This is a genomic window from Cupriavidus sp. 05L310 (genome assembly GCF_056398185.1).
In genome coordinates this window covers 205,994-220,846 of the sequence record NZ_JBFTOX010000003.1, presented here as the reverse complement: position 1 = coordinate 220,846, position 14,853 = coordinate 205,994, and the positions used below count along the sequence as shown (strand labels likewise).

The following is a 14,853-nucleotide window of genomic DNA, read 5'->3' as shown; positions in this document are numbered from 1 at the left end:
GTTCGCTAACAGCATCCGTCCAGCGCGAACCCGCTTTCTGGTCGCTTCGTCCATCTTCCCAGCCATGCAATCGACTCCCGATCAACGCCTTGGTCAGATAACGCGTCAGACTCAAATCGGTTGTCATGATTTATACAAGTCTCAATAGGATTGCCCTATCCGTTCACGATGGAGAGCGTGCACACTATGGCAAACGAAGAACAAGCGCTGCGCGAGCGTGCCAGCGCCCCCTTGACGGCGCCAACTCCGGCACGGTTTCTGCCTATCAAGGTTGAACGACCGGAGGCACCGGACGATGTCGCCGGGGCGGTTCCGGACTAGCGCGATGGCTCGGCGGAGTCCGCGAACGACAGGTGGTTTCCGCAGGCCTTCCCTAAAGCGCCGCCATTCCTCTAGCCCTCCGACGTTATGCGCCGGGACAGGTCATGCCCGGGCATATCGCTTCCTGTATTCGGCCGGCGTGACACCGACATGCTTGGTGAAAGCCGGCCTCAACGTATCTGCATTGGTAAAGCCGCACTTTGCAGCTACCTGCTTGGGCGCCGCTCTACCAGTCTCCAGCAGTTCCCGGGCTGCAGTGACTCGTGCCACCTCGACCCAGGCGGCCGGCGTCACACCGACTTCGGCATGGAACAGACGCGCGAAATAGCGCGGACTCAGGCCAGCATGCTTGGCGAGCTTCTCCACACTAAGTTCCAACGCCGGGTTCGCCGCTACCCAACGCTGGACCTCCTGCAGGGCCGAACGCCCGGCAGGACGTGTTCGCCTTTGCGACTGAACTGAAGCTGCCCCCCAGGACGCTTGAAGTACATGACCAACTGCGCAGCGACTCGCATGGCGATCTCCCAGCCAAAATCCTCCTCCACCAGCGACAAGGCGAGGTCTAGCCCTGCCGTGACACCGGCTGCCGTGCGCAGTTTCCCATCACGCACATACAGCGCGTCTTGGTCGATGGTAACGCATGGGTAAGCCTGCGCCAGCTGGTCCACCGCGGCCCAGTGCGTGGTGAGTCGATGTCCATCCACCATTCCGGTTGCTGCCAACGCGAAGGCCCCGGTGCAAACTGAGCCGTAGCGTCTGGCACGAGCCGCGCTTGTGCGCAGCCAGGATAGGACTGCGGGCTTCATGCATATCTGCGCAGCGTTCGGTGCGCCTGCGACGAGCAAGGTGTCTATGCAGGTGCTTGCGCCACCTCGTCGGGCACAAGCCGCGCACCGGACGAGCTGCGGATCACCCCGGACTCGCACGCCACGACGCGCAAGACGTAGGCCTCGTGCCCCACCCACATTCGCTTGTGCGAACACGTCCAGCGGACCAGCCACATCCAAGAGCTGGACACCTGGTAGCGCCACAATTGCAACCGTTATTGCCATTTCGACGGCAACCTCCCGTACGTCGGTCCGACACGCAAATTGGCAGTATATGACGTATTACGCCGATTGCAGACAAGCCCGCGTCGACCGAAAATTGACCTTGACGCCCCATCTTGGAGACATGTCATGACACTGAATATCGACGGGATCGCGATCCCGGATAGCAAGCTTAGCCGCGAAATCACCGAACTCGTTCGGGACACCGCATCGCCGCTGCTGTTCCATCATTCGAGCCGCGTGTATTACTTCGGCGCCTTGGCCGGCAAGCATCGCGGCCTGAAGTTCGACCCCGAGCTGCTGTACTGCGGCTGCATGTTCCACGACATGGGGCTAACGCACAAGCACAGTAGCGCCTGCGAGCGCTTCGAGGTGGACGGCGCGAACGCTGCCCGTGACTTTCTGCGATACCATGGAATCAACCAGCAAGATATCGACACGGTATGGACGGCGATTGCCTTGCATACAACGCCAGGGATTCCCCGGCACATGCATCCTGTTGTGGCGCTGGTCACTGCCGGCGTGGAAATGGACGTATTGGGCCTGACCTATCCCGAGTACAGCGACGCTGAGCGTGAAGCGGTTGTCCGCGCGCATCCGCGTGGAGACCATTTCAAGGAACACATCATTCAGGCCTTCTATGACGGCATCCAGCACAAACCCGACACGACCTTCGGCAACGTCAAAGCCGATGTGATCGCCGACAAGGATCCCTCTTTCAAACCTGGGAACTTCTGCAGCGTCATCTGCAACTCGAAGTGGACTGGCTAATCTGGCAGTGGCGTCCACTGGCTTTCAACCGCCCCGCGAATTCGACGGCCTTGCCCTGACTGCGACAGAATCGCTAACAAATGTGGGGACGATGCCAGCAGCGCGATCCCGGAGGCGGCGAGCAGGCTCATGACCGGTAGCGCCGGTAATCAAGACGCGCTTCATGAACTTCTCCCATATATTGCGTGGTCGGCCTGCTTTGAGAAGCAAACCTTCTAACGGAACGGACGGATAGTCGCCATCCATTCTGATGCGTCGGTGAACGCCAACTATGCAGCGGAACTGCTCACTACCGGTTGGCTCATTGTGGTCCGGCTATTGATCACGAACACCATGGCCAGAACACCCACCAGGTCGATCGTTGCGCCAAGCGCAAATGCACTGCTGTATCCGCCGAAGTACTCAACCGCGAAGCCAGTGACGGTGGGGCCGACGATGCCGGAAATATTGCCCAGAAGGTGTACAAATCCACTGACGCCGCCCAGATGTTTTCCCGGAACGAGTTCGTGCATCAGTGCCCAGCAAGCCTGCGAGGAGGCAGTCAGGAATAGCACAGCAGCAGCAACAAGAGCCACTGCCGTGGCGGTCTCCGTAGCGAAGCTCACGACAAGCATGGCGAGTGCGGACAAGGCGAGCGGCAAGACTGCTGAGAGCTTGCGCGCATTCAGCGGATTCTTCATGCGCTTGTAGATGAAATCGGACAGGATGCCGCCGCCGAAATAGCCGATTGCGCCGCAAGCCCAAGGAATTGTGCTCAGGATGCTCATCTGTTTCAGGTCGAGGTGCAACGCATTGGTGAAATAGCTCGGCAGCCAGGATACGAAAATGAACAGGGTGTAGTTAACCGCAAACAAGCCGGTGCCCAGCGCCAATATACTGGGCTTGAACAGATACTCGCGCAGTGTCGTTCCGCGTTCGCCCTCATCGGCTGGGTGCGCGGCACTGCGGCTCTGTTCGATCAGCCGCACTTCGTCGGCGGCCACACGGCGGTTCTGCGCCGGGCTATCGGTAACGAAATAGCGCCAGAATCCAATCCAGATGAATCCAATCAGCGCAATCACGACAAAGGAAATGCGCCACCCGAAGGCGATTGCCACCAGTCCGACAATCGGGCCGGCGATTGCACTGCCGAGCGTTTGCCCCGAGAAGGCGAAACCGATCATCCTGCCGGTTTCACTACGCGGAAACCAATTGGTAATGGTCCGGTTGGTTGTCGAATTCATCGGCCCTTCCCCGAAACCGAATAACGCACGCGCCAGAAGAAGAGTAGTGAAGCCTGTCACGCCGGCGGTGAGTCCACACAGCAGTGACCAACCTCCCATCGCCCAGGAGAAGACACGCCGAGGCCCATAGCGGTCAGCAAGTTGTCCGCCGACAAACGCAAAGATGGAGTATCCAAAAAAGAAGCTGCTAAAGACAATTCCGAGCTGCGACGGGGAAATGTTCAGCTCTTTGCTAATAATCGGGGCAACGACGCCCAGCGCTGCGCGATCCATGTAGTTGATCATCCCGGCCGCAAATAGAAGGCCGGCTACTACATATCGATACTTTCCAGACATCATTGCCTCCAAAAACCTATACTATTTATAAGTACAATTACAGAATATTAATTGCAAATTAAATGACTGAGCTCTCCAAGCAGCTGAAGAGGGAGGAAAAGCGTGGACGGCAAGACGGAAACTCAGCCGCCTACGGCGCCTTGCGTGTTCACATACAAGGCATAGACTGACTGGCAAGAAGCCATAAAGAGCCGATTGCGCATCAGTCCACCAAAACAAAGATTTGCACAGCGTTCAGGAAGCGCGATCCGGCCGATCAGTTTTCCCTCTGGCGACACACACATGACGCCGTCAAGATCGTCGCTGCCCATGCCCCAACCACACCAGAGGTTTCCGTGAATATCGCAGCGCATGCCGTCGATTGTTCCTGCGCCGGCATCGAGCAGGATTCTTCCGTTGGCGATACTCGTGCCACCATCGACGAGGTCATAGGCCCAAATCTTGCGCCCTGGCGTTCCGCGCGATTCGATTACGTACAAGATGCGCTCATTGGCGGAGAAGCACAGGCCGTTGGGCCCCTTCAGCTCCGTTGTCATGACGGTCGGCAAGCCCGACTCGGCATCGAGCCGGTAGACCGAATGAGGCAGTTCCGGGGTCGCGGCGCGACCTTCGTAATTGCCTTGTATTCCCATCGGCGGATCAGTGAACCAGATGGAACCATCTGATTTGACGACAACATCGTTGGGCGAATTGAGGCGCTTGCCCTCAAAGCGGTCGATCAACACCGTGAGGCTACCGTCGTATTCAGTGCGCACCACGCGGCGCCCGCCGTGTTCGCACGTGATCAATCGTCCTTGCCGGTCGCGCGTGTTGCCGTTCGCGTAGCCGGACGGTTGCCGGTACACGCTGACCGTGCCAGTTTCCTCCTCCCACTTCATCATTCGGTTATTCGGAATGTCGCTCCACAATAAAAAGCGGCCATCGCCGAACCAGACTGGCCCTTCCGCCCAGCGAAATCCAGTTGCGATCTGCTCCACCGCGGCGTAGGCGATCCGGTATTTCTCGAACTCCGGATCCAGCACCTGGATGCGAGGATCGGGGTATCGTGCACTTGCTTGCCACATGACGTACCTTCCTTCTTACTGTTCCCGAATGCCGGTAGTCAGCTCATGATGCCGATATGCCAGGGTACGAATTCGTTGTCCCCGAGCCCTAGCAGTTCGCTCTTCGACGCCTTACCCGAGGCGGTAAGCAGCATCAGTTGGAAGATCTCTTCGCCGACCTGCTCAATGGTTCTCTCGCCGTCGAGAATCGTGCCGCAGTTCAGGTCCATGTCTTCCTCCAGCCGCCGATACATCGGCGAATTGGTGGCCAGCTTGAGGCTGGGGACAGGCTTGGCACCGAACATCGAGCCCCGTCCGGTGGTGAAGGCGATCAGGTTGGCGCCGCCGGCGATCTGGCCAGTGGCCGATACCGGGTCGTAGCCCGGCGTGTCCATGAATACAAGCCCGTGCTGCGTGACCGCCTCGGCGTAACGGTACACCTCCATCAGCGGACCCGTACCGCCCTTCATTGACGAGCCCAGTGATTTTTCGAAAATATTTGCCAGGCCACCCATCTGGTTGCCCGGGCTGACCGCGCCGTTGATCTGCACGTCACGTCCGACGGAATAATCCTCTTTCCACCAGAGTACGCGTTCCAGCAGCTTCTCGCCGACTGCGCGGCTGGCGGCACGACGGGTCAACGTGTGCTCCACCCCGTAGATTTCCGGCGTCTCCGACAGGATGGCGGTGCCGCCGTGGCGCACCAGCAGATCCACAGCCGCGCCCAGGGCCGGATTAGCGGTGATGGACGAAAACCCGTCCGAGCCGCCGCACTGCAAGCCCACGGTCAGGTGGCTGGCCGGCACCGGACGGCGCTCCACGCTGTTGACCAGCGGCAGCAGTTCCCTGACCGCGGCAATGCCGGCCTCAATGGTCTTGCGCGTGCCGCCGCTTTCCTGCATGACGAAGGTGCGCAGCAGGGGCCCGGGCTCCAGAGAATGCGCGTCGATCAGGCCCTTTAGCTGATTGCGTTCGCAACCCAACCCTACGATGAGAGCGGCGCCCAGGTTGGCGTGGCGCGCATAGCCGGCCATGGTCCGGCGCAGCAAATCCATGGGCTCTCCTGTCATCTCCATGCCGCAGCCCAGCGAGTGACTGAACGCCACCACGCCATCGACGTTGGGGAAGTCTGCAAGCCGCTCCGGCGTGAACCACTCCGCGATCTTGCGTACGACGGTGGCGGAGCAATTCACCGTTGACAGGATGCCGAGATAATTTCGCGTGCCCACACGACCGTCGGCGCGCACGATGCCGTCGAAGCTCGCCTGCCGGCCTGCTTCGACCGGGTCCACGGGCCGGTAGTCGCGGCCGAAGGCGTAGTCCCGTTCGTATTCCTGAAAGCTGACGTTGTGCGAATGGACGTAGCTGCCCGGCTGGATGTCGGCCGCGGCAAATCCGATGCAGACGTTGTACTTCAGGATCGGCTCGCCGGCCTTGATAAAGCGGGCGGCGATCTTGTGGCCGGCGGGAACCTGGCTACGCACGCCCCAGGTTTCCCCCGGCACTTGCGCGCCGATGGGCACGTTCATGCGGGCGACCAACACGTTGTCCGCAGGATGCAGGCGGATACAAGGTCCGATGATGCTCTTTTGCTGGGTTTCCATACTACGTTTCCTGGATTGCGGAATCGGATAAAGCCTAGGCGCTCACTCGGCCTGGATGCCGGCGCTCTTCACCACGCTGCCCCACTTGGGGACTTCGGTGGTCATGAACGTGCTGAACTGTTCGGGACTGGTGCCGAGGATGGTGAGCCCCTGCTCGGTGAACTTGGCTCGCAACCCCTGATCTTTCAGGGCTATGCTGACTTCGTCGCTGATCTTGCTGGCGATGGCTCCGGGCGTCTTGGCAGGCACAAACAAGCCGTACCAGGTCAGCACCTCGAAGTTCTTCAACCCCGCCTCGGACAGCGTTGGCACCTGCGGCAGCGCCTGGGCACGCGCCAGGCTGGACACCGCGATTGCCTTGAGCTTGCCGCTCTTGATGAACGGCGCGGCCACCGGCACGTTGGCAAACATCAAGGGTACAGTGCCGGACATCACGTCGGTCAACGCCGCCGACTCACCCTTGTAAGGAACGTGCGTCAGCTTGATGCCGCTCATCGAATCGAAAAGTGCGCCGGCAATGTGCTGCGGGCCACCAGAGCCCGACGAGGCATAGCTGCTCAGCTTGTTGGCACGCGCGAGCGCGATCACATCCTGCACTGTGCGGGCCTGCACCGACGGATTCACTACCATCACCAGCGGCATCGATACCACCTGTGTCACCGGCATGAAGTCCTTCAGCGGATCGAACGGGAGATTGGCGTACATGCTCGGCGCGATGACCATGGTCGACTGCGACGCCAGCATCATCGAATAGCCGTCGGCGGCCGACTGGGCCACGTTGGTCGCCGCGATGGTGCCGGTAGCGCCGGGCCGGTTATCGACGATCACGGTCTGGCCCGTTTGCCTGGCGAGCTGGTTGCCGATCTGGCGGGCCACGATGTCGGCGCCGCCGCCAGGGGCAAAGCCCACCACGATGCGGATAGTCTTCTTCGGATAGGCGTCGGCCGCCCTTGAAGGCGAGGCGCAGCCAATCGCAGCGATACCGGCAATCGCTGCGCACAGCATGATTCGCCGGCGCGCATCGTTGGACTGGTGGGTGAAGTGGGTGGCTGGCATAGGTGTCTCCCGGATGTTATGTCCTGTTTTCAACACTGGTCCATCGCAGTTCTTTGTCCACGGATGGACCGATGGTCCTGTTATCGATTCAGGCTGCCAGCAGTTGCGCGTCCGGCATCACAAATCCAAGCGCGTCCAGCGACTGCGCCAGTGCCTCGCGCTGGCCCGCCTGCAGCTCCGTCAGGGGCGGCCGCACGATGCGCCATGCCTCGTCCGTGCTCTGCGCGGCGATGGCCTCCTTCATGGCCGCGATCATCGGGAACTGCTGGAAGGCGGCGCGGGTGCGGTTGAGCGCTGCCTGGCGGTCGTCGGCGTCCGCATGCTGCCAGTGCCTGTACAGGTCCACGATGGGCGCGGGGTTGACGTTACCGGTGGCGGTAATGCAGCCAGCGCCGCCGGCGCGCATCGTTTCCAGCAGGAGAGCCTCGGTGCCGGCGAATACGTCGAAGCCGCGGGCGCCGAATCGCTCGATCATGGCGCGTGTATTGGCGAAGTCACCCGAACTATCCTTCACGCCGGCGATGATGCCGGGATAGGCACTCAGCAGACGGTCGATCAAGTCCAGTCCGAGAGGCACCTGGCTCACGGCGGGGATGTGATACAGGTAGACGCGCAGGCGTGCATCGTCCACGCCCTCGATCACCTGGGCAAAGGCACGGAACAGGCCATCGTCGCTGACGCCCTTGTAATAGAACGGCGGCAGCATCAACACGCCGGCGCAGCCCGCCGCAACGGCGTAGCGAGTCAGGGCGACGACATCCGGCAGCGCGCAGGCGCCGGTGCCAGGCATCAGTTGGGAGCCAGGAATACCCGCGTCCAGCAGTACGTCCAGCAAGCGGCGCTTCTCGTCGACCGACAGCGAGTTCGCTTCGGAATTGGTGCCGAACACCGCCAGCCCCACGCCTTGCGCCGTCAACCAGCGGCAATGGCGCACGAAGCGCTCAGCATCCGGCGCATAGTCGGCGCCGAACGGCGTGAGGACGGGAGAGAAAACGCCGCGCGGGCGGGCAACATCAGCCATGAGTCGTCTCCTGGGGAATCTTCATTTGATTTGAGACAAATTGTAGAAACTGGCAGAATGCAAAAACAGCATTGACCGCCTTGTTCAATCAATAGAATTTTTTTGTTATGGACACCCGCTACCTGCAGAGCTTCGTCGCCGTGGTTGAGTACGGTTCCTTCGCGGAAGCCGCGCGTCGCCTGGGCCTCACGGCAGCCGCAATTGCAGCGCGGGTCCAGGCGCTGGAGGACGCGCTGGATACGCCGCTGGTTAAGCGCGCGGGCCGCACGGTGCTGCCAACCCAGGGGGGCTTGCGCATCCTGCCCAAGGCGCGCGCGGTAGTGCGCGACGTGCGCGACCTGAGCGCGGTGGCGCACGACGACACCCTGGTGGGGGAACTGCGGCTGGGCGTGTCGACTTCCTCCTTGACGGGACTCTTGCCGCAGATCCTGGAGAGGCTCTACACGGAGCATCCGCAACTGAAGATTTTCGTGGAGCCAGGCGCATCTTCGCACCTGTACCGGCGCATCGTCTCGGGTGACCTGGACGCTGGCATCATCGTGGCGCCGCAGTTCACGATTCCCAAGGCATTTGCCTGGCAAGTGCTGGTGGAAGAGCCGTTCATCGTGCTGGCATCGCAGGCCATGGCCAGCCGCGGCGCGCATGACCTGCTCGCCAGCGAGCCGTTCATTCGCTACGACCGCAGCATGTGGGGAGGAATGGTGGCAGACCGCTACCTGCAGGAGCACAACATCGTGCCGCAAGAGCGATTGGAAATCGACGCGCTCAACGCCATCGCCACCATGGTCCACCAGGGCATCGGCGTCTCGCTGGTGCCGGACTGGACGCCGCCGTGGCCCGAGGGCCTGAAGGTGGCGCGGATCCCGCTACCCGGTCGGGCGCCGGTGCGCAAGGTGGGGTTCTTGTGGTCGCCACACGGAGCGCACGCCACCCTGTCGCAGGCGTTCCTGGAGTTCGGGCTGGCCTCGCGGCGGGCGGGGGCACGCTAACCGCGCGGCCGCCGCAGTGACGGTGCGGGCGCCGCGTTGGTGCCCGGAGCCTTTAGCAGCGATCAGCGCCCTGGCCTTCCGTCCAAGCCTTGTACCGCGCCTTGTTCTCCTCGTTGGGCGGATACAGGCCGGGCAACGGCATGCCGCGCTCCACTTCCCGCATGATCCAGCCCTCCAGGCGCTCCTGTTCCACCGAGGCGGCAATCACTTCGTCGAGCATGGCGGCGGGAATCAGCACCGCGCCGTCCTGGTCCACCACGATGACATCGCTGGGGAATACCGCAACGCCGCCGCAGTCGATGGGTTCCTGCCAGCCGACGAAGGTGAGACCGGCGACCGAAGCTGGTGCCGCTGTGCCTTGGCACCAAACCGGCAATCCCGTGCCCAGCACTCCCGCCACGTCGCGCACCACACCGTCGGTCACCAGTCCGGCCACGCCGCGCTTGCGCAGGCGCGCACACAGGATATCGCCGAAGATGCCAGCATCGGTCACGCCCAGCGCACCCACCACCGCGATGCAGCCGGCCGGCATGTCCTCAATGGCCGCGCGCGTGGAAATTGGCGAGCCCCAGGAGGCCGGCGTCGCCAGGTCTTCGCGAGCGGGCACGAAGCGCAGGGTAAAAGCGCGGCCGACCAGGCGCGGCTGACCAGGTGCCAGCGGCCGCGTGCCGCGCAGCCAAACGTTGCGCAGGCCATGCTTGAGCAGCACGGTGGTCAGGGTTGCGGTGGTCACGCCTTGCAGAGCCTTGATCACACTTTCGTCGAGGGGAAGCGATGTGGTCGCCATGATGTTTCCTTGTTGCATTTGGTTTGGGGTTTAATCTGCCAGTGCCGCGCGCGGGTCATGCCTTGCCAGACGCCGCAGCAGGTGGTCCACCTCGTGCCGTGCCGTCGCCGACATGGCCGCCGCTGGCTTGCGCTGCGCCGCGGAGGTGAGGATTCCGCGCCGCATCATCACGTACTTGCGCGCGGCCAGGCCGACGCCGGGCTGCTGCTCATACCGCAGCAGCGGCAGGTGGGCGTCGAAGAGGTCGTGCGCGGCCTCGCGCTCGCCCTGGGCCGACAAACGCACCACGTCGCAGAGCATGTCCGGGAAGCAGTAGCCAGTATTGGCGCCGTCGGCACCGCGCTCCATTTCATAGTCCAGGAACAGCCCGTTGTTCCCGCACAGGATGGAGATGTGCCGCATTGAACCCTCCTTCTCGAAGGCGCGCAGGGCCGAGATCTTCTCCAGGCCGGGCCAGTCTTCGTGCTTGAGCATGACGCACGAGGACAACTCGCCGACGATGCGGCGGATCACGCCTGCAGTCATCTGCACCGAGAACGTCAACGGATAGTCCTGCAGCACGAACGGCACGTCGGCGCCGATCGCGTCCACTGCCTGCTGGTAGTAGCCGACGATCTGGTCGTCGGTGCGCAGCGTGTTGGGCGGCGCGATCATGACGCCGGCCGCACCCAGGTCCATCACCTCGCGCGTCAGGGCGCGCATACCGGCGAAACCCGGCGCCGAGACGCCGACCACCACCGGTAGCCCGCCTGCGCGCCGGATCACGCGGGCCGCCACGTCGATCGACTCGGCGTGCTCGAGCTTAGGCGCCTCGCCGAGTTGGCCGAGCACAGTCACACCGGTCGCACCGCAGCCGAGATAGAAGTCCACCAGACGATCGATCGAGCTTACGTCGATCGATCCGTCGTCCAGGAATGGCGTGGGCGCAATGGGGAAAACGCCTTTGGCGTCGGCGGTCAACAGCATCTTTGGGTCTCCGGCGATGGCAGGTGTTGGGTCGGGTCGGTCTTGCTGGGGCGCGGGCAGGCAGTCCCGCGCCCGGCCTCAGATACTCTGGATGAGGCCACCGTCGATACGGATGGTTGAGCCGGTGATATAGCCGGCGCGGTCGCTGGCCAGGAAGGCCACCGCATCGGCATATTCCTCCGGGCGGCCGTAGCGGCCCACCGCGATGGCGGCGGTACTTTCGGCCGAGACAGCCTCCACCGGGCGTTGCTCGCGCCCGGCCTTGGCTTCGTCCAGGAAGCGGATGCGGTCGGTGGCGATGCGCCCCGGCAGCACGATATTGACCGTCACGCCGTCACGGCCGACTTCACGCGCCAGGGTCTTGGACCAGCCCACCAGGGACAGGCGCAGCGCATTGGAAACGCCCAGGTTCGGAATCGGCGCGACCACGCCGGACGAGGTGCTTGTGACGATACGCCCCCACTGCCTGGCCCGCATGCCGGGCAGCACCCGGTCGGTAATCGCGATCACCGACAACACCATGCTTTCGAAGTGCTTGCGCCACAGTGCCGTTTCCTGGCCGAACGCGGTGGTGGGGGGCGGGCCGCCGGTATTGTTGACCAGGATATCGACCTGGCCGAATTGCGCCTCGATGGCGGCGACATGCGTCTCGATCGACGCCAGGTCCGCCAGATCCCAGGTGCGCGCAAGCGCCGCGCCCCCCTTGGCGGCGATCGTGGCTGCGGTGCGGCTTGCCGCTTCCTCATTGACGTCTGCGACCACGACCTTCGCCCCCTCCGCCGCCAGTGCCAGCGCGATGGCGGTGCCCAGGCCGCCGCCGCCGCCCAGCACCAGAGCTACCTTGCCCTCGATTCCTAATTGCATGAATACCTCACTTGAATGAATTGATATGTTTGGAAGGACAATTACGTTCGCCGCGCGCGCGGTTCCAGTCAGCGGTGGACCGGCCGCGCCGGGAGCAGACCGGCGCTCACGCCACGGACCACCGGCGTCAACGCCGCTCGCCCACCCAGCACGGCTCGCACGTTATCCAGCATCAGCCGCAGCATCACTGCGCGCGTTTCCTGCGTGGCCGTACCCGCGTGCGGAGACAGCAATACGTTCCGCGTCGCGATCAGCGGCGAATCGGCAAGCGGCTCGGACTCGAACACATCGAGCGCCGCGCCCCGGATAGTGCCGGCGTGCAGGGCCTCGCAGAGTGCCGCCTCGTCGACCACGCTGCCGCGCGCCATATTGAGCAGGTAGCCGTCCGGCCCTAGCTCAGCCAGTAACGCGGCGTCGACCAGGTGGCGATTCTGCTCGGTCGCGCGGCAGGTGAGGATCAGGATGTCCACCGACGCGGCGAGCGCGAGGGGGCTCTCGCAATAGCGGTATGGCAGGCATTCGCGCTGCGTGCCGGTGTAGGCCAGATCCACGCCGAAGGGCGCCAGCCGCTGCGCAATGCCCATGCCGATGCGGCCGAGCCCGACGATGCCGACGCGCTTGCCGGCCAGGCTGGTGGTGAGCGGGAAGTCGTCCTCGCGCCAACCGCCGCCGCGCACATGGCGGTCGGCGGCGGGAATTTTGCGCAGCAGCGCCAGCAACAGGCCGATGCCGAGTTCACAGACGGCCGCGTCCAGCACCCCGGGCGTGTTGGTAACCACAATGCCGCGCTTGGCGGCATGGTCGACGGGGATGCCGTCGTAGCCCACGCCGGAGGTCGCAATCACCCGCAGCGCGGGCAGGCGGTCGATCACCTCCACGGGCACCTGGTAATTGCTGCGCGTGACGATGGCGCGCACCGCGCCGCGCAAGGCGCCGTCAGCCGCAATCTCGGCCTCGGAGACGCAGCGAAAATCCGCATCGATCGCGTCTTGCTGCGCTGCTTCGAAGACGCCGATGCGCAGCACGGGCTCACGTTTATCGCTTGTCATGCCCTTCCCTCCTCACTCAGGCGCCTTGCCGCGCGTTTCGGGCGCGCGCAGGAAGTCGAAGTCGACGCCCTGGTCGGCCTGCGTCACGGTCTGCAGGAACAACTTCAGATAGCCACGCGGCGCACTCGGCTCGACCACGGGGCAGGCCGCGCGGCGGCGCTCCAGTTCCTCGTCTGACACCAGCAGGGCTAGTTCGCGGCGGCTCACGCTCAGGCGAATGCGGTCGCCAGTTTGCACCAGCGCCAGCGGACCGCCCACGGCAGCTTCGGGGGTCACATGCAACACCACCGTACCGAACGCGGTGCCGCTCATGCGTCCATCGGAGATCCGCACCATGTCCTTGACGCCGGCCTGCGCCAGCTTGCGCGGGATCGGGATATAGCCGGCCTCGGGCATGCCTGGCGCGCCTTTGGGGCCGATGTTCTTCAGCACCAGGATGTCGTTGGCGTCAATGTCCAGGTCGTCCAGGTCGATGCGCTCGATCAGGTCCTGCGCGCTCTCGAAAACCACCACGCGGCCCTCGTGCTCCATCAGCTCCGCGTTCGCCGCGGACTGCTTGATGATTGCGCCGCCAGGCGCCAGGTTGCCGGCGAGCACGGCGATGCCACCTTGCGGGTAGATCGGGTTGTCGAAGCTGCGCACCACATCTTGTGCGAAGCCCGGGCCGGCATTGTCCAACTCCTCGCCTAGCGTGCGGCCGGTGACGGTCAGCGCATCCAGGCGCAGCAGCGGGCGCAGCTCGCGCAGCAAGGTGGCCATCCCCCCGGCTTTGTGGAAGTCCTCCATATAATGCTGACCGTTCGGCTTCAAGTCGAGCAGTACTGGGGTTTCGCGGCCCATGCGGTCAAGCGCCTGCATATCAATATCCAGGCCCATGCGGCCCGCGATGGCCGCCAGGTGCACGATGCCGTTGGTCGAGCCACCGATGGCCAGCAGCACGCGCATGGCATTCTCGAACGCAGCCGGCGTCAGGATGCTGTCGATGGTCAGACGCTCGCGCGCCATCGCCACGGCGCGCGCGCCGGTCTCCTCGGCAATGCGGATGCGGTCGGCAGTCACGGCCGGCGGCGTGGCGCTGCCTGGAAGGCTCATGCCCATCGCTTCGGCCAGGCAGGCCATGGTGCTTGCGGTGCCCATCACCGAGCAAGTGCCGACGCTGGCCACCAGTTGGCTGTTGACCTGCGAAGCCTCCTCGGCGTCGATCTCCCCCGCGCGGAACTTGCCCCAGTAGCGGCGGCAGTCGGTGCAGGCACCCACCCGTTCGCTGCGGTGCGAACCCGTCAGCATCGCGCCAGTGACCAGTTGGATCGCGGGGACGCCGGCAGAGGCCGCGCCCATCAGCTGCGCTGGTACGGTCTTGTCGCAGCCGCCGATCAGCACCACGGCATCCATCGGCTGGGCGCGGATCATTTCCTCCGTATCCATCGACATCAGGTTGCGCAGATACATGCTTGTCGGCGCGGCAAAGCTCTCGTGAATGGAGATGGTCGGAAATTCCATCGGCAGCCCGCCAGCGAGCATGATGCCGCGCTTCACCGCATCGATCAACTGCGGCACGTTGCCGTGGCACGGGTTGAATGCGCTACCGGTATCAGCGATGCCAATCACCGGGCGGTCGAGCGCCGAATCGGTATAGCCTGAGCCCTTGATGAACGCCTTGCGCAGGAACAGCGAGAACCCAAGGTCGCCATAGTTGGTCAGTCCTTTGCGAAGGCCTGTTTCCTTGGAAGAAGCGTCAGGTCCTTTAGGTTTGGTAGTGGTCATGATCGTGGGG

The 14,853-nt window shown here is 63.5% G+C and carries 14 protein-coding genes; 2 read left to right on the top strand and 12 right to left on the bottom strand.

Features of this window, described 5'->3' with window-relative positions; translation table 11 throughout:
- Positions 1–423: 423 nt before the first annotated feature.
- Both AC1DS6_RS03420 and AC1DS6_RS03415 read right to left on the bottom strand, forming a co-directional pair.
- A complete protein-coding gene (locus AC1DS6_RS03420) occupies positions 424–687 on the bottom strand; it encodes a helix-turn-helix domain-containing protein (RefSeq protein ID WP_477102052.1) in 264 nt (87 codons plus the stop codon).
- 26 nt (positions 688–713) lie between these two features.
- A complete protein-coding gene (locus tag AC1DS6_RS03415) occupies positions 714–1,373 on the bottom strand; it encodes an AraC family transcriptional regulator (protein WP_477102051.1) in 660 nt (219 codons plus the stop codon).
- Between the two features lie 126 nt (positions 1,374–1,499).
- On the opposite strand from AC1DS6_RS03415, the gene AC1DS6_RS03410 reads away from it, so the two are divergent.
- The gene (locus tag AC1DS6_RS03410; RefSeq protein WP_477102050.1) at positions 1,500–2,141 is read left to right on the top strand and encodes an HD domain-containing protein; all 642 of its coding nucleotides are present in this window, start codon (positions 1,500–1,502) and stop codon (positions 2,139–2,141) included.
- A gap of 269 nt (positions 2,142–2,410) precedes the next feature.
- On the opposite strand, the gene AC1DS6_RS03405 is transcribed toward AC1DS6_RS03410, so the two are convergent.
- The 5 genes from AC1DS6_RS03405 to AC1DS6_RS03385 all read right to left on the bottom strand — a co-directional run bounded on the left by AC1DS6_RS03405 (position 2,411) and on the right by AC1DS6_RS03385 (position 8,424).
- Positions 2,411–3,703, bottom strand: a complete 1,293-nt coding sequence (locus tag AC1DS6_RS03405) for an MFS transporter (RefSeq protein WP_477102049.1) — start codon at positions 3,701–3,703, stop codon at positions 2,411–2,413.
- A gap of 119 nt (positions 3,704–3,822) precedes the next feature.
- A complete protein-coding gene (locus AC1DS6_RS03400) occupies positions 3,823–4,764 on the bottom strand; it encodes an SMP-30/gluconolactonase/LRE family protein (RefSeq protein WP_477102048.1) in 942 nt (313 codons plus the stop codon).
- A 38-nt stretch (positions 4,765–4,802) separates the two neighbouring features.
- On the bottom strand, positions 4,803–6,347 hold the full coding sequence (locus AC1DS6_RS03395; RefSeq protein WP_477102047.1) for a UxaA family hydrolase: 1,545 nt from the start codon (positions 6,345–6,347) through the stop codon (positions 4,803–4,805).
- Between the two features lie 42 nt (positions 6,348–6,389).
- Entirely contained in the window at positions 6,390–7,403 is a 1,014-nt protein-coding gene (locus tag AC1DS6_RS03390) for a Bug family tripartite tricarboxylate transporter substrate binding protein (protein ID WP_477102046.1), read from the bottom strand.
- A gap of 88 nt (positions 7,404–7,491) precedes the next feature.
- Entirely contained in the window at positions 7,492–8,424 is a 933-nt protein-coding gene (locus tag AC1DS6_RS03385; RefSeq protein ID WP_477102045.1) for a dihydrodipicolinate synthase family protein, read from the bottom strand.
- A gap of 107 nt (positions 8,425–8,531) precedes the next feature.
- Here AC1DS6_RS03385 and AC1DS6_RS03380 point away from each other — a divergent pair, with 107 nt between their 5' ends.
- Positions 8,532–9,413 carry a LysR family transcriptional regulator gene (locus AC1DS6_RS03380; protein WP_045237572.1) on the top strand — a complete coding sequence of 294 codons (882 nt, stop codon included), beginning with the start codon at positions 8,532–8,534 and terminating at the stop codon, positions 9,411–9,413.
- Between the two features lie 52 nt (positions 9,414–9,465).
- Here AC1DS6_RS03380 and AC1DS6_RS03375 read toward each other — a convergent pair whose 3' ends face one another.
- From AC1DS6_RS03375 to AC1DS6_RS03355, 5 genes are all read right to left on the bottom strand, one after another.
- A complete protein-coding gene (locus AC1DS6_RS03375) occupies positions 9,466–10,200 on the bottom strand; it encodes a ribonuclease activity regulator RraA (protein WP_477102044.1) in 735 nt (244 codons plus the stop codon).
- A 30-nt stretch (positions 10,201–10,230) separates the two neighbouring features.
- The gene (locus AC1DS6_RS03370) at positions 10,231–11,166 is read right to left on the bottom strand and encodes a dihydrodipicolinate synthase family protein (RefSeq protein WP_477102043.1); all 936 of its coding nucleotides are present in this window, start codon (positions 11,164–11,166) and stop codon (positions 10,231–10,233) included.
- 78 nt (positions 11,167–11,244) lie between these two features.
- Positions 11,245–12,030, bottom strand: a complete 786-nt coding sequence (locus AC1DS6_RS03365) for an SDR family oxidoreductase (protein ID WP_477102042.1) — start codon at positions 12,028–12,030, stop codon at positions 11,245–11,247.
- Positions 12,031–12,098: 68 nt separating this feature from the next.
- Complete coding sequence (locus tag AC1DS6_RS03360; protein ID WP_477102041.1) at positions 12,099–13,079, bottom strand: 2-hydroxyacid dehydrogenase; 981 nt, start codon at positions 13,077–13,079, stop codon at positions 12,099–12,101.
- Positions 13,080–13,091: 12 nt separating this feature from the next.
- Positions 13,092–14,843, bottom strand: a complete 1,752-nt coding sequence (locus tag AC1DS6_RS03355) for an IlvD/Edd family dehydratase (protein ID WP_477102040.1) — start codon at positions 14,841–14,843, stop codon at positions 13,092–13,094.
- Positions 14,844–14,853: the final 10 nt, after the last annotated feature.

Excerpts from the sequence above, each read along its gene's own strand:
- AC1DS6_RS03415 (WP_477102051.1), bottom strand. The coding sequence starts at position 1,373 with ATGGCAATAACGGTTGCAATTGTGGCGCTACCAGGTGTCCAGCTCTTG.
- AC1DS6_RS03410 (WP_477102050.1), top strand. The coding sequence starts at position 1,500 with ATGACACTGAATATCGACGGGATCGCGATCCCGGATAGCAAGCTTAGC.
- AC1DS6_RS03405 (WP_477102049.1), bottom strand. The coding sequence starts at position 3,703 with ATGATGTCTGGAAAGTATCGATATGTAGTAGCCGGCCTTCTATTTGCG.
- AC1DS6_RS03400 (WP_477102048.1), bottom strand. The coding sequence starts at position 4,764 with ATGTGGCAAGCAAGTGCACGATACCCCGATCCTCGCATCCAGGTGCTG.
- AC1DS6_RS03395 (WP_477102047.1), bottom strand. The coding sequence starts at position 6,347 with ATGGAAACCCAGCAAAAGAGCATCATCGGACCTTGTATCCGCCTGCAT.
- AC1DS6_RS03390 (WP_477102046.1), bottom strand. The coding sequence starts at position 7,403 with ATGCCAGCCACCCACTTCACCCACCAGTCCAACGATGCGCGCCGGCGA.
- AC1DS6_RS03385 (WP_477102045.1), bottom strand. The coding sequence starts at position 8,424 with ATGGCTGATGTTGCCCGCCCGCGCGGCGTTTTCTCTCCCGTCCTCACG.
- AC1DS6_RS03380 (WP_045237572.1), top strand. The coding sequence starts at position 8,532 with ATGGACACCCGCTACCTGCAGAGCTTCGTCGCCGTGGTTGAGTACGGT.
- AC1DS6_RS03375 (WP_477102044.1), bottom strand. The coding sequence starts at position 10,200 with ATGGCGACCACATCGCTTCCCCTCGACGAAAGTGTGATCAAGGCTCTG.
- AC1DS6_RS03370 (WP_477102043.1), bottom strand. The coding sequence starts at position 11,166 with ATGCTGTTGACCGCCGACGCCAAAGGCGTTTTCCCCATTGCGCCCACG.
- AC1DS6_RS03365 (WP_477102042.1), bottom strand. The coding sequence starts at position 12,030 with ATGCAATTAGGAATCGAGGGCAAGGTAGCTCTGGTGCTGGGCGGCGGC.
- AC1DS6_RS03360 (WP_477102041.1), bottom strand. The coding sequence starts at position 13,079 with ATGACAAGCGATAAACGTGAGCCCGTGCTGCGCATCGGCGTCTTCGAA.
- AC1DS6_RS03355 (WP_477102040.1), bottom strand. The coding sequence starts at position 14,843 with ATGACCACTACCAAACCTAAAGGACCTGACGCTTCTTCCAAGGAAACA.